The sequence below is a fragment of the Pseudomonas sp. TREG-RG-20F-10-E-6-01 genome (genome assembly GCF_022662455.1).
In the GTDB taxonomy this organism is placed as follows: Bacteria; Pseudomonadota; Gammaproteobacteria; order Pseudomonadales; family Pseudomonadaceae; genus Aquipseudomonas.
Window position 1 is genome coordinate 774,347 of record NZ_JAKNQP010000001.1, and the last position, 14,054, is coordinate 788,400.

The 14,054-nt window shown below is 57.8% G+C and carries 13 protein-coding genes; 9 read left to right on the forward strand and 4 right to left on the reverse strand.

Annotated features, from left to right (window positions below):
* Window positions 1-130 precede the first annotated feature (130 nt).
* The 5 genes from L8K08_RS03765 to fdxA all read left to right on the forward strand — a co-directional run bounded on the left by L8K08_RS03765 (window position 131) and on the right by fdxA (window position 5,166).
* Window positions 131-856 (forward strand): zeta toxin family protein, encoded by a 726-nt coding sequence (locus L8K08_RS03765; protein WP_242195054.1) that lies wholly within the window; start codon window positions 131-133, stop codon window positions 854-856.
* Complete coding sequence (locus L8K08_RS03770) at window positions 853-1,020, forward strand: hypothetical protein (RefSeq protein WP_242194391.1); 168 nt, start codon at window positions 853-855, stop codon at window positions 1,018-1,020. The genes L8K08_RS03765 and L8K08_RS03770 overlap by 4 nt, the downstream gene beginning before the upstream one ends.
* Before the next feature lie 439 nt (window positions 1,021-1,459).
* On the forward strand, window positions 1,460-1,735 hold the full coding sequence (locus tag L8K08_RS03775; RefSeq protein WP_242194393.1) for a DUF3077 domain-containing protein: 276 nt from the start codon (window positions 1,460-1,462) through the stop codon (window positions 1,733-1,735).
* 373 nt (window positions 1,736-2,108) lie between these two features.
* Window positions 2,109-4,700 carry a DNA mismatch repair protein MutS gene (gene mutS / locus L8K08_RS03780; protein WP_242194395.1) on the forward strand — a complete coding sequence of 864 codons (2,592 nt, stop codon included), beginning with the start codon at window positions 2,109-2,111 and terminating at the stop codon, window positions 4,698-4,700.
* A 142-nt stretch (window positions 4,701-4,842) separates the two neighbouring features.
* The gene (fdxA, locus tag L8K08_RS03785; RefSeq protein WP_003208688.1) at window positions 4,843-5,166 is read left to right on the forward strand and encodes a ferredoxin FdxA; all 324 of its coding nucleotides are present in this window, start codon (window positions 4,843-4,845) and stop codon (window positions 5,164-5,166) included.
* 497 nt (window positions 5,167-5,663) lie between these two features.
* On the opposite strand, the gene apbC is transcribed toward fdxA, so the two are convergent.
* Window positions 5,664-6,758 carry an iron-sulfur cluster carrier protein ApbC gene (gene apbC / locus L8K08_RS03790; RefSeq protein WP_242194397.1) on the reverse strand — a complete coding sequence of 365 codons (1,095 nt, stop codon included), beginning with the start codon at window positions 6,756-6,758 and terminating at the stop codon, window positions 5,664-5,666.
* 172 nt (window positions 6,759-6,930) lie between these two features.
* Between apbC and metG the strand changes: the two genes are divergently transcribed.
* From metG to L8K08_RS03810, 4 genes are all read left to right on the forward strand, one after another.
* Complete coding sequence (metG, locus tag L8K08_RS03795; RefSeq protein ID WP_145161581.1) at window positions 6,931-8,982, forward strand: methionine--tRNA ligase; 2,052 nt, start codon at window positions 6,931-6,933, stop codon at window positions 8,980-8,982.
* Window positions 8,983-9,252: 270 nt separating this feature from the next.
* On the forward strand, window positions 9,253-10,416 hold the full coding sequence (gene rsxB, locus L8K08_RS03800) for an electron transport complex subunit RsxB (protein ID WP_242194399.1): 1,164 nt from the start codon (window positions 9,253-9,255) through the stop codon (window positions 10,414-10,416).
* 98 nt (window positions 10,417-10,514) lie between these two features.
* Entirely contained in the window at window positions 10,515-11,153 is a 639-nt protein-coding gene (nth, locus tag L8K08_RS03805) for an endonuclease III (RefSeq protein ID WP_106577263.1), read from the forward strand.
* A 107-nt stretch (window positions 11,154-11,260) separates the two neighbouring features.
* Window positions 11,261-11,443 carry a hypothetical protein gene (locus L8K08_RS03810; protein ID WP_145161575.1) on the forward strand — a complete coding sequence of 61 codons (183 nt, stop codon included), beginning with the start codon at window positions 11,261-11,263 and terminating at the stop codon, window positions 11,441-11,443.
* Window positions 11,444-11,512: 69 nt separating this feature from the next.
* Here L8K08_RS03810 and L8K08_RS03815 read toward each other — a convergent pair whose 3' ends face one another.
* The 3 genes from L8K08_RS03815 to L8K08_RS03825 all read right to left on the reverse strand — a co-directional run bounded on the left by L8K08_RS03815 (window position 11,513) and on the right by L8K08_RS03825 (window position 13,994).
* Window positions 11,513-12,145 (reverse strand): response regulator transcription factor, encoded by a 633-nt coding sequence (locus tag L8K08_RS03815; protein ID WP_106577265.1) that lies wholly within the window; start codon window positions 12,143-12,145, stop codon window positions 11,513-11,515.
* Entirely contained in the window at window positions 12,138-12,491 is a 354-nt protein-coding gene (locus tag L8K08_RS03820) for a hypothetical protein (RefSeq protein ID WP_242194402.1), read from the reverse strand. Before L8K08_RS03820 ends, L8K08_RS03815 begins: the two co-directional genes overlap by 8 nt.
* A gap of 285 nt (window positions 12,492-12,776) precedes the next feature.
* The gene (locus L8K08_RS03825) at window positions 12,777-13,994 is read right to left on the reverse strand and encodes an argininosuccinate synthase (protein ID WP_242194404.1); all 1,218 of its coding nucleotides are present in this window, start codon (window positions 13,992-13,994) and stop codon (window positions 12,777-12,779) included.
* Window positions 13,995-14,054: the final 60 nt, after the last annotated feature.

Below are 14,054 nucleotides of genomic sequence, written 5' to 3' on the forward strand. Positions count from 1 at the left end.
GCATAAACAAGAATGCATTAGGGGGTTTTCGTCGAGTAGCGAGTCTTCAACCGCGTGATAGTCTCTTACACACCGCTGCTACCGATGGGGATGTTTGATTGAACAGACCGCGTGTCTCGATACTGGCAGGATGACGCCTGCAGAGATTGAGATTTCAGAAGAAGCATTGCGCTTTGCTCGCTCAAATAAGAAGTCAATTGCCAGACGCGTGGCAGACAGAGCCATCTATCCGCCGGAGGAGTCGCCAGTGTCCGTCTTCATGGCAGGATCACCTGGCGCGGGAAAAACAGAGGCTTCAATCGCTCTTGTGAATCTATTCGCTGACGCTTCCATTTTGCGAATCGATCCTGATGAACTTCGCAAAGAGTTTGCCGCCTATCAGGGGGCAAATTCATGGCTTTTCCAACGAGGCGTATCTGTTCTGGTCGAAAAAATAATCGACCACGCCTTGGACCAACGTCAGTCTTTTCTTCTCGATGGCACGCTTTCGAACTTCAAGGTCGCAAGAAGAAATATTGAACGCTCATTGAAAAAGGGAAGATTCGTACAGATCTTGTATGTGTACCAAAACCCCATGCTCGCTTGGGATTTTGTGAAAGCTCGTGAGGAGGCCGAAGGCAGAAGAATTCGTAAAGAGCATTTCATCGAGCAGTATTTTGCTGCACGTGACGTAGTGAACGCCCTTAAGCTAGAGTATGGGGGCGACGTTCATGTGGATTTGCTCATCAAGCACATCGACAATTCTGGACGACTTTACAAAGCGGGTGTGGATAAGATTGACTACCATATCCCTGAGCAGCATACACGGGCCGATCTAGAGGCCTGTCTCGGGCCACCATTAGGAGCGCATCGATGATTTCGATCAAACTGGGCTTGTCCAAAGGTGTGAAAAGCTCCTTTGCCGACTTTATTCGTGACGCAAAATCCGATCAGAAAAAGCGCATTTACAGTGAGGTTCTGACTGAGGCGACGAAGCAACAGAATCTTATAATGACGAAGGCAGAAGCGAAGAGAGCCTGACTCACAGATATTTATTAGAAGCCCGGCCTAGCACCGGGCTTTTTGTTAGCTGAATCCCAAAAAATAGCCTTTCATACTGTATTCAAAGCCTCATTCCCAGTTGCACCCACCCCTCCATCACGCTACCCCCAGTCGCTGCAAATTAAGCGACCGGGTGTGAGAACCCGAGCAAATCAAGGCGCAAAGCGCCCAAGAACCCTATCGCGGCGTTTTTTTCGTCTGCGGTATCGTTTTATGGTGGGTGTGCGTGGGAGACCTTCGGGTCTACCGGTTTCCTTGATTGCCGGTTTCTCACCCTGCGCACAGCTGCCACCCAAACCTGTGAGAAGGTTCGTGGCAGTTCCTCAAATCAAGGAATTTTCACTATGCGCTTCTACGTTTACCGCACCAAACGGCGTCACCCTTCCCGGTTCATTTCCTCCGTGCTCGGAGGTGGTTTATGAACGCTGCGCAAGATCTGACCACCCTCGGCGTCACCCCCTTCTCCTTCCACTCCGACCAACCGCTATTGCGCGTCAACTGCGGTGTTGCCCTGCACGAAGCCTTGCACCAAGCCTCCGACCTCCTACACGTTGCCAAGCAGCTCGCAGAAGATGCGGCGATGACCAGGGAGACGGACCGTTACGCCTGGGCGTCGCATTATCTGCAGGAGATGGTGAAAGCGGTGGTTGATGATGTAGCGAAGATGTTGGATTCGCCCGTCAACCATCATTAAGGGGCGACAGTAAAAAGGGCGGCGCTTATATAAAGGCGCTGCCCTTTTTTGTGTTTTACCTGGCCGTTTGCGACCTGCGAAGCGCCGACTTCACGTGTTAACCTTGCGCCCATCGCAACAAATGCTGGGCCAAGCGCCCGATGCCGTTTAGTTAAGCGCCCCCGATTGGGCACGATGTTGAGCTTTCGAACTTCAGCGATGCAGGGGCTGCGGCCTGCAGGTACAGCGCGGCGATCCCTTCGCAGCCTCGCTAAGGCTCGACAGCTCCCACATTCGGCCTGCGTCGTTTGGAAGTACGCGCTGCGCAACTGATCGACACTGGACCAAGCGCCCCCTTTGCCCCATCACTTTCAACGAATTTGCCTACTATCCAATGAGTAAAAACACCTCCGATCTGTCCTCCCATACGCCGATGATGCAACAGTACTGGCGTCTGAAAAACCAGCACCCTGATCAGTTGATGTTCTATCGCATGGGCGACTTCTACGAGATCTTCTACGAAGATGCGAAGAAAGCCGCCAAGTTGCTGGACATCACCTTGACCGCGCGCGGGCAGTCGGCGGGTCAGTCGATTCCGATGTGTGGGATCCCTTACCACTCGTTGGAAGGCTACCTGGTCAAGCTGGTGAAGCTGGGCGAGTCGGTGGTGATCTGTGAGCAGATCGGCGACCCGGCGACCAGCAAAGGGCCGGTGGAACGTCAGGTGGTGCGCATTATTACGCCGGGCACGGTGAGTGATGAGGCGTTGCTGGACGAGCGTCGTGACAACCTGATCGCGGCGGTGCTGGGCGATGAGCGTTTGTTCGGCCTGTCGGTGCTGGATATCACCAGCGGCAATTTCAGCGTGCTGGAAATCAAGGGCTGGGAGAACCTGCTGGCGGAGCTTGAGCGCATCAACCCGGTGGAGTTGTTGATTCCGGATGATTGGCCGAAGGACTTGCCGGCAGAAAAGCGTCGTGGGACCAAGCGTCGTGCGCCGTGGGATTTTGAGCGTGATTCGGCGCTGAAAAGTCTGTGCCAGCAGTTCTCGGTGCAAGACCTCAAAGGCTTCGGCTGCGAAACCCTCACCCTGGCCATCGGCGCCGCCGGTTGCCTGCTTGGTTATGCCAAGGAAACCCAGCGCACCGCCCTGCCGCATTTGCGCAGCCTGCGCCATGAGCGCCTGGACGACACCGTGGTGCTTGATGGCGCCAGCCGTCGCAACCTCGAGTTGGACACCAACCTGGCCGGTGGCCGCGACAACACGCTGCAATCGGTGGTCGACCGTTGCCAGACCGCCATGGGCAGCCGCTTGCTGACCCGCTGGCTGAACCGGCCGCTGCGCGACCTGAGCGTGCTGCAAGCGCGCCAAACCTCTATTACCTGCCTGCTGGATGGCTATCGCTTTGAAACGCTGCAGCCGCAGTTGAAGGAAATCGGCGATATCGAGCGCATCCTGGCGCGGATCGGCCTGCGTAACGCGCGGCCGCGTGACCTGGCGCGTCTGCGCGATGCCTTGAGCGCGCTGCCGCAGTTGCAAGCGGCGATGGCCCACCTCGACACGCCGCACCTGCAACAACTGGCCGTGACGGCCGGCACTTACCCGGACCTCGCGGCGCTGTTGGAAAAAGCCATCATCGACAACCCGCCGGCGATCATCCGTGACGGCGGCGTGCTGAAAACCGGTTACGACACCGAGCTGGATGAACTGCAATCGCTGAGCGAAAACGCCGGGCAATTCCTGATCGACCTGGAAGCTCGCGAAAAGGCCCGTACCGGCCTGGCCAATTTGAAGGTCGGTTACAACCGCGTGCATGGCTACTTTATTGAGTTGCCGAGCAAGCAGGCCGAGTCGGCGCCAATCGACTATCAGCGTCGCCAAACGCTCAAAGGTGCCGAGCGTTTCATCACGCCGGAGCTCAAAGAATTTGAAGACAAGGCGCTGTCGGCCAAGAGCCGCGCCCTGGCGCGCGAGAAAATGCTCTATGAAGCCCTGCTCGAAGACTTGATCAGCCGTCTGGCGCCGCTGCAGGACACCGCCGCGGCCCTGGCGGAACTGGATGTATTGAGCAACCTCGCCGAGCGCGCGCTGAACCTTGACTTGAACTGCCCGCGGTTTGTCAGCGAGCCGTGCATGCGCATCGTGCAGGGGCGTCACCCGGTGGTGGAGCAGGTGTTGACCACGCCGTTCGTCGCCAACGACCTGTCGCTGGATGACGACACCCGCATGCTGGTGATCACCGGTCCGAACATGGGCGGTAAATCCACCTACATGCGTCAGACCGCGTTGATCGTGCTGCTGGCGCATATCGGCAGCTTTGTGCCGGCGGCCAGTTGCGAGCTGTCGCTGGTCGACCGCATTTTCACGCGGATCGGTTCCAGCGATGACCTGGCCGGTGGCCGTTCGACCTTTATGGTGGAAATGAGCGAAACCGCCAACATCCTCCACAACGCGACCGAACGCAGCCTGGTTCTGATGGACGAAGTCGGCCGCGGCACCAGCACCTTCGACGGGCTGTCGCTGGCCTGGGCGGCGGCCGAGCGATTGGCGCATTTGCGCGCCTATACATTGTTCGCCACGCACTATTTCGAGCTGACCGTGCTGCCGGAAAGCGAGCCGCTGGTGGCCAACGTGCATCTCAATGCCACTGAGCACAACGAACGTATCGTGTTTCTGCACCACGTGCTTCCAGGGCCGGCAAGCCAGAGTTACGGCCTGGCCGTGGCGCAGTTGGCCGGTGTACCAGGAGATGTGATCACCCGCGCTCGCGAGCACCTCAGCCGCCTGGAAACCACGGCCTTGCCCCATGAAACCGTGGTGGCAAGCCCGAAAAAAGCCAGCAGCAAACCGGCCGCGCCGCACCAGAGCGATATGTTCGCCAGCCTGCCTCACCCGGTGCTGGATGAACTGGCCAAGCTTGACCTGGACGGCCTGACCCCGCGTAAAGCGCTAGAAATGTTATATGCACTGCAAGTTCGGATATAACGCAGACGCTTGCAAGCTGATAGAATCTCGCGCGGTTTGGGATGCTGCGGGCTTTTAGCCTGGCCTGCAGACTATCGCTCCCGAACCTCGCGAGCCCCACCACAAGGGGTTTCGCTGCCGCCGCCTGAGGAGAGAATTAGAAATGACCTTCGTCGTTACCGACAACTGCATCAAGTGCAAGTACACCGACTGCGTCGAAGTGTGTCCGGTGGACTGCTTCTACGAAGGCCCGAACTTCCTGGTTATCCATCCGGATGAGTGCATCGACTGCGCCCTGTGTGAACCAGAATGCCCGGCCGTCGCTATTTTCTCCGAGGACGAAGTCCCGGCAGAGATGCAGGAATTTATTCAGTTGAACGTCGAATTGGCGGAAATCTGGCCCAATATCACCGAACGCAAGGATCCGATGCCGGATGCCGCGGAGTGGGATGGCAAAAAGGGCAAGATTGCAGACCTCGAGCGCTGAAGCGCCGTCGCCCAATAAAAAAGGCCCCTTGCGGGCCTTTTTGCGTTTCTGCGGGGCGGGTTTTACTTTTCTACAGGCAAAAAAAGGGGCGGTATGACCCGCCCACATTTTTTCCCTAGTCCCTGTATTCCTTTTTCATCATCCTGATGAATCGCATCCTGCGACGTTCCTTCAACCATCGTTCCTTGATGGCTGTGTCAATCCGTGGACACAGGGCTGATGTTAGAGAGTTCCAAGGGAAGTTCAACGGGATCCAACGGTTGGGTTGAATAGCTTCATCGCTAAAACGACAATAAATAATTGTTATATTTCAACAAGATAAAAAAGTCTCTCGCCATTTCGAGATGTCCACGCCCGGTAAAAAACCCAAACACTTACGAAAAAGTAAGCGAATGCTTACACGCGCAAATGCGTAAAAGCGCAACAGCACCCAGTTGACCTTCCTGCGGACAAGAAAAAGCCCCGACACTGTCGAGGCTTCTTTTCCTTCAGGCTGATCAGTCGTCGCTGACGGTAATCGTCGGCATTGCCGGCGCAGCCGCTTCCTGCAGGACAATGCGCGCGCCTACATGACGGGCCAACTCCTGATAGATCATAGCGATCTGCCCATCGGGCTCAGCCGCCACGGTGGGCTTGCCGCCGTCAGCCTGTTCACGAATCTCCATCGCCAGCGGCAACGACGCCAACAGCTCAACACCATACTGGGTCGCCAGCTTCTCGCCGCCGCCTTCGCCAAACAGGTGCTCGGCATGCCCGCAATTGGAGCAGATGTGCACCGCCATGTTTTCCACGACGCCCAGCACCGGGATGTTGACCTTGCGGAACATCTCGACGCCTTTTCTCGCATCCAGCAGCGCCAGATCCTGGGGCGTGGTCACGATCACCGAGCCGGCCACCGGGACTTTCTGCGCCAGGGTCAGCTGAATGTCGCCGGTGCCTGGCGGCATGTCGATCACCAGGTAATCCAGGTCGCCCCAGGCGGTCTGGGTGACCAACTGCAGCAAGGCGCCGGACACCATCGGCCCGCGCCACACCATCGGCGTGTTGTCATCGGTGAGGAAGGCCATGGACATGACCTCGACGCCCATCGATTCAATCGGCACGAACCACTTCTGATCCTTGACCTTGGGCCGGATGCCTTCGGCGATACCGAACATCACGCCTTGGCTTGGGCCATAAATGTCGGCGTCAAGAATGCCAACGCGGGCTCCCTCGCGGGCCAGCGCCAGGGCGAGGTTGGCGGCCGTGGTGGATTTGCCCACGCCGCCCTTGCCGGATGCCACGGCGACCACGTTCTTGACGTTGGCCAAGCCTGGAACCTGCGCCTGGGCCTTGTGCGCGGCGATCACGCACTGGATGTCGAGCTTGGCCGAACGCACACCGTCGAGACCCTCGATGGCCATTTGCAGCATCTGCGCCCAACCGCTCTTGAACAGGCCGGCGGCATAACCCAGCTCCATCTGGACCGAGACCTGGTCGCCCTGCACGTCGATGGCGCGTACACAGCCGGCGCTGACCGGGTCCTGGTTCAAATAGGGGTCGGTGTATTGGCGAAGAACGGCTTCCACCGCTGCGCGATTGACGGCGCTCATGGGCTACTCCCGAAAAAAGACTGACTGAAACAGGCGGCTATCCTAACCGTTCCAGCCGCCAAGCGGCATGCTTTCGCCCCCCGGGAAGATTCAGAAACAGCGCCACGGGGTGAAATATATTTCCCGGCGCTTTATAGTGGCCGACCTCCGTTTCATCAAGTAGCCGAGCCCCATGTCCGAGCCACGCAAGATCCTCGTCACCAGCGCCCTGCCCTATGCCAATGGTTCTATCCATCTTGGCCATATGCTTGAGTACATCCAGACCGATATGTGGGTGCGCTTCCAGAAGCATCGCGGCAATCAATGCATTTATGTCTGCGCAGACGACGCCCACGGATCGGCCATCATGTTGCGCGCCGAAAAGGAAGGGATCACCCCGGAACAACTGATCGCCAATGTGCAGGCTGAACACAGCGCCGACTTTGCCGAGTTCCTGGTTGATTTCGACAATTTCCACTCGACCCACTCCGACGAAAACCGCGAGCTGTCGAGCCTGATCTACACGCGCTTGCGCGACGCCGGGCACATTGCCACGCGTTCGATCACGCAATATTTCGACCCGGAAAAGAAAATGTTCCTGGCCGACCGCTTCATCAAGGGCACCTGCCCGAAATGCGGCACTGAAGACCAGTACGGCGACAACTGCGAGAAGTGCGGTGCCACTTATGCACCGACTGACCTGAAGAACCCGCGCTCGGCCATCTCTGGCGCCATTCCGGTGCTCAAGGATTCCCAGCACTTCTTCTTCAAGCTCCCGGACTTTCAGCAGATGCTGCAAACCTGGACGCGCAGCGGCACCCTGCAAGACGCCGTGGCCAACAAGATCGCCGAATGGCTGGATGCCGGCCTGCAGCAGTGGGACATCTCCCGCGATGCGCCGTATTTCGGCTTCGAGATCCCGGACGAGCCGGGCAAGTACTTCTATGTGTGGCTGGACGCGCCAATCGGTTACATGGCCAGCTTCAAGAACCTGTGCGACCGCACGCCGGAGCTGGACTTCGATGCGTTCTGGGCCAAGGATTCCACCGCCGAGCTGTATCACTTCATCGGCAAGGACATCGTCAACTTCCACGCCCTGTTCTGGCCGGCGATGCTTGAAGGGTCGGGCTACCGCAAGCCAACCGGCATCGCCGTGCACGGCTACCTGACGGTCAACGGCCAGAAGATGTCCAAGTCCCGTGGCACCTTTATCAAGGCGCGCACCTACCTGGACCACCTGTCGCCGGAATACCTGCGCTACTACTACGCCTCCAAGCTGGGCCGTGGCGTCGATGACCTCGACCTGAACCTGGAAGACTTCGTACAGAAGGTCAACTCGGACCTGGTGGGCAAAGTCGTCAACATCGCCAGCCGTTGCGCCGGGTTTATCCATAAGGGTAATGGCGGTTTGTTGGTGGCCGAGAACGCCGCACCGGAACTGACCGAGGCCTTCCTGGCCGCCGCGCCAAGCATTGCCGACGCCTATGAAGCGCGTGACTTTGCCCGCGCGATGCGCGAAATCATGGGCCTGGCCGACCGTGCCAACGCTTGGATCGCCGACAAGGCGCCGTGGTCGCTGAACAAGCAGGAAGGCAAGCAAGCTGAAGTCCAGGCGATCTGCGCCACGGGCGTCAACCTGTTCCGCCAGCTGGTGATCTTCCTCAAGCCGGTGTTGCCATTGCTGGCCGCTGACGCCGAGGCGTTCCTGAATGTCGCGCCGCTGACCTGGAACGACCACGCCACCTTGCTCAGCAACCATCAGTTGAACGAGTTCAAGCCGCTGATGACCCGTATCGACCCCGTCAAGGTGCAGGCGATGACCGATGCTTCGAAAGAAGACCTGGTCGCCAGCCAGACCGACACCGGCGAATCGGCACCGGCCGGCAATGGCGAGTTGGCCAAAGACCCGCTCTCCCCGGAAATCGACTTCGATGCTTTTGCCGCCGTTGACCTGCGCGTTGCGCTGATCATCAAGGCCGAAGCCGTGGAGGGTGCCGACAAGCTGCTGCGCCTGACCCTGGACATCGGTGATGAGCAACGCAACGTGTTCTCCGGGATCAAGAGCGCTTACCCGGACCCGTCCAAGCTCGATGGTCGCCTGACCATGATGATTGCCAACCTCAAGCCACGGAAAATGAAGTTCGGTATTTCCGAAGGCATGGTGATGGCGGCGGGCCCTGGCGGTGAAGAGATCTACCTGTTGAGCCCTGATAGCGGTGCCAAACCGGGTCAACGGATCAAGTAAAACGATGTGGCGCGCAGCCTTGTTGTGGCAAGCAGGCTTATTGTGGCGAGCGGGCTTATTGTGGCGAGCGGGCTTGCCCCGCGTTGGGGCGCGTAGCGGCCCCTAAACCAAGCACCCGGTTCTACCTGTGGAAACCCGGTGGCCTTGGTGGGGCCGCTTCGCAGCCCAACGCGGGGCAAGCCCGCTCGCCACAAAAAAGCCGACACCCACAACCAGCGGGCTCGCCACTACAGGCCCTGTTTGTCTAACCGGCATGCCAATGATCACCCCATGACTCTGATCCAACGTATCGACGCGCTGCTGCCGCAGACCCAATGCGGCAAATGCGGGCACCCTGGCTGCAAGCCTTACGCCGAGGGCATCGCTCAGGGCGAGGCAATCAACAAGTGCCCGCCCGGTGGGCAGGAAACCATCGCCGGCCTTGCGCAGTTGCTGCGCGTGCCAGTGCTGGAACTGGACACCAGCCGAGGCGAGGCTTCCGCCCAGGTCGCCTATATTCGCGAGGCCGAGTGCATCGGCTGCACCAAATGCATCCAGGCTTGCCCGGTGGATGCGATTGTCGGCGCCGCCAAGTTGATGCACACCGTGATCATTGATGAGTGCACCGGGTGCGACCTGTGTGTGGCGCCCTGCCCTGTCGATTGCATTGAGATGCGTCCAGCCACGAGCGTGCTGCCGATTGTTGGCGGCCTGGCTGCCAATGATCAGCAGCGCCATGCGCGTGCCCTCAAGCGCGACCGGGCGCGACGGCGCTATGAGCAACGCAACGCGCGGCTGCAGCGCGAAGATGCACATAAACTCGCCGAGCGCCTGGCGCGAGCCAAACGCCCGGCACCCAGTGTGCCTGTGCACACCGACAGTGTTCAGGCAGCCCAGGATGCAGCGGTCAAGAAAGCCAAAATCACCGTGGCGATGAGTCGCGCCCAGTTGCATAAATCCTTGAAGGCATTTGGTCATCCGCCGACGTTTGAGCAACAGTCGCAGCTGATAGTCCTGCAGCAGCAGTTCGAAGCGGCAGAGCAGGCGCTCAGCGCACTGGAGGCGAACAGTTCGCCTCCACCGCCGACCGCCAAAGATCCTGAACTCAAGCGCGCGAAAATCCAGCTGGCGATGCGCCGCGCCGAATTGAAGAAGGCCCAGGACCGCAATGCTGACGAGCAGCAATTGGCAACCTTGAGTGCCGCGCTGGCCACCGCAGAGCAAACCCTGCATGACGCCGAGGCTGTCAGTGAACAGCCAAGACCTGAGTTGCAGCGTGTGGAAAAACGCCCCATCGACACTCAACTGCGCCAGCTGAAAACCGCCTTGGCTTACGCGCGCGCAGACGTCAGCAGGTTGCAACGCCAACCGCACACCACCGCGGATGAGCTGAAAGCCGCACAACACACGTTGGAGCAAGCGCAGCGCCAAGTGGACGCGCATACCGGCGATTGATCCGAGAGAGGTGCTGCCGGGCAAGGTGGCGATGGTTTATCCTGCAACGCCTGCACTTTTGAAACTACGACGACAGCCTGCAAGGAAACACCCGCCCCATGAACGCCGCAAAACGCCTGGAAATTTTCCGCAGGTTTCACGAAGACAATCCTGAGCCCAAAACCGAACTGGCCTACTCGTCGCCATTCGAGTTGCTGATTGCGGTGATTCTGTCGGCCCAATCCACGGACGTTGGCGTGAACAAGGCCACAGCCAAGCTGTACCCGGTGGCCAATACGCCGGAGGCTATTTACGCACTGGGTGTGGACGGGTTGTCGGAGTACATCAAGACCATCGGTTTGTACAACAGCAAGGCCAAGAATGTCATCGAGACCTGCCGCCTGCTCGTCGAACTGCATGGCAGCGAAGTGCCGCAGACTCGCGAAGCCCTTGAAGCGCTGCCGGGTGTGGGTCGCAAGACGGCCAACGTGGTGCTCAACACGGCGTTTCGGCAACTGACCATGGCGGTGGACACGCATATTTTTCGCGTCAGCAACCGCACCGGCATCGCTCGCGGCAAAAACGTCGTTGAGGTGGAAAAACAGCTGATGAAGTTCGTGCCCAAGCCCTATCTTCTCGATTCCCACCACTGGTTGATCCTTCATGGACGTTACGTCTGCCAGGCCCGCAAGCCTCGCTGCGGGAGCTGCCGTATCGAAGACCTGTGCGAATACAAGGACAAGACGTCCGACGATTGAGCGATCATTGGTTTTCTCGATCAGTCGATTGAAAAAATCTTTTTTACCCGTTCATGGATTATCGTTATAAGGAGCGCCAATGGCAGTCTTAGCCTGGAGTGAACCTTATGAGCACTGGCAAAGAACAACTGGATGTAGAAGACGACCTTGTTGCAGAGTCGGATGACGATGGGGACGCACCTGTTGTAGAGGTGGCCAAGACCAATTTGAGCAAACGCCGCACTATCGATAACCTTCTGGAAGAGCGACGCTTGCAAAAACAACTGGCCGATTACGATTTCGACCTCTGATCAGCCCGTTCACGACCGGAAGCCTCCCTGATGGAGGCTTTTTTTTGCCGACTATTTCTGCGCCCCGCGCTAGACCAGGCCGTTGCGTTGAGCCAACTCGATCAGGTCCACCAGGGACCGGGCATTGAGCTTGAGCAACAGGCGAGTCTTGTAGGTACTGACGGTCTTGTTGCTCAGGAACATGCCGTCGGCGATTTCCTTGTTGGTTTTGCCACGGGCCAACTGCTGCAGCACCATCATTTCGCGCCCCGACAAGCGCTCGACCATGTCCGCTTCGCTGGCGTTGCCCATAGTTGAACGCACGGAGTTGAGCGCCTGGTTGGGGAAATAGCTGTAGCCGGAGAGCACGGCCTTTATCGCGCTCAGCAACTCGGTCAGGTCCTGCTGCTTGCACACGTAGCCCGCCGCTCCCGCCTGCATGCAGCGCATGGAAAAATGCCCGGGCGCCTGGGACGTCAGTACCAACACCTTGAAAGGCGCGGGCTGCTTGGCAGACGCCAGGCGGCAAATAACTTCCAGCCCATCGAGTTTGGGAATCCCGATATCCAGTATGACAATGTCCGGTACATGTTCCCGTGCAAGTTGCAACGCATCGACACCGTTATCAGTCTCGGCAACGACTTCATAACCATGACGCTCCATTAGCATGCGCACAGCAAGACGAATGACGGGATGATCATCCACGATCAGCACTTTATTCATGAGAAAGTCCAATTTCGCTGTTCGAATTATTTAGAGCAAGCACAATAGCGTAGTCGTTTCCTAGTTGGCATAGCATTACCCCCCAAGCAACAGCAAGCAGAGACCCACCCCACAGCGATATAGGAATTAACCTACAAAAAAACATTAACTCGGACAGTTTGGGCTTTACGGAGCCTTTCAGACCTTTCCGGGGACTGACATGTTTTGAGTGAAATAACCGCCGCACAAGGGCTTCAAGGTAAACGTGCCGCACAGGACTTTCAGGAAATACCCATTGCTCATCACCCACAAGCGAATGAGCAGACGCAAAAAAACCGCCTGCATTAGTTCCTTTGAACATATTCATTTACACCCCTGTTTCCTACAGAACTTTCCGCGTCTTACATACTTTTCTTACTTGTGTAGTGAATTTTCTGTAAGACATAGTTCCTAGGCAGGTGTTAAAAATTCATTCAACAACGCAAAAGTTGAATTCGACCTAAAAAAATAAACCCATCAACTTTCATATCCGACAAAACTTAAACATTCCCCTGAGTTTTTAAACATTGTGTTCGGTTCAAGGCCCGCGACTTAATGGGCAGACAAAAAAAATGGCCCCTTAACAGGGGCCATTCTTAACAGCGCAGATCACTCAGAACAGCGTGCGACCCTTGTTGGCAGCAATGCGCATGCGCAGTGCGTTCAACTTGATGAAGCCCGCAGCATCCGCCTGGTTGTAGGCGCCGCCGTCTTCTTCAAAGGTAGCAATGTTGGCGTCGAACAGCGATTCATCGGACTTGCGGCCGGTGACGATCACGTTGCCCTTGTACAGCTTCAGGCGCACAACGCCGTTCACGTGGGCCTGGGAGGCATCGATCATCTGTTGCAGCATCAGACGCTCAGGGCTCCACCAGTAGCCGGTGTAGATCAGGCTGGCGTACTTGGGCATCAGCTCGTCTTTGAGGTGAGCCACTTCACGGTCCAGGGTGATGGACTCGATGGCGCGGTGAGCGCGCAGCATGATGGTGCCGCCTGGGGTTTCGTAGCAGCCACGGGACTTCATGCCCACGTAACGGTTCTCGACGATGTCGAGACGGCCGATACCGTGTTCGCCACCGATACGGTTCAGGGTCGCCAGCACGGTGGCCGGGGTCATTTCGACGCCGTCCAGCGCGACGATGTCGCCGTTGCGGTAGGTCAGTTCCAAGTATTGCGGCTTGTCAGGAGCGTTCTCCGGGGAGACGGTCCATTTCCACATGTCTTCTTCGTGCTCGGTCCAGGTGTCTTCCAGCACGCCGCCTTCATAGGAGATGTGCAGCAGGTTGGCGTCCATCGAGTAGGGGGACTTCTTCTTGCCATGACGCTCGATCGGGATCGCGTGCTTTTCAGCGTAATCCATCAGCTTTTCACGGGACAAAAGGTCCCACTCACGCCACGGAGCAATCACTTTCACGCCTGGTTTGAGCGCGTAGGCGCCCAGTTCGAAGCGCACCTGATCGTTGCCCTTGCCGGTCGCGCCATGGGAAATGGCGTCGGCGCCGGTTTCGTTGGCAATTTCGATCAGGCGTTTGGCGATCAGCGGACGTGCGATGGAAGTACCCAGCAGGTACTCGCCTTCGTAGACTGTGTTGGCGCGAAACATCGGGAAGACGAAATCGCGGACGAATTCTTCGCGCAGGTCGTCAATGTAGATCTCTTTCACGCCCATGGCTTGCGCCTTGGCACGTGCAGGTTCGACCTCTTCGCCCTGACCCAGGTCAGCGGTGAAGGTCACCACTTCACAGTTATAAGTATCCTGCAGCCACTTGAGGATCACCGAAGTGTCCAGGCCGCCGGAATACGCGAGAACGACCTTGTTTACGTCGGCCATGCCATCACTCCACGGGGTTGTACGGAAAGGCGTCGATTCTACCGACCAAAACCGTGAATT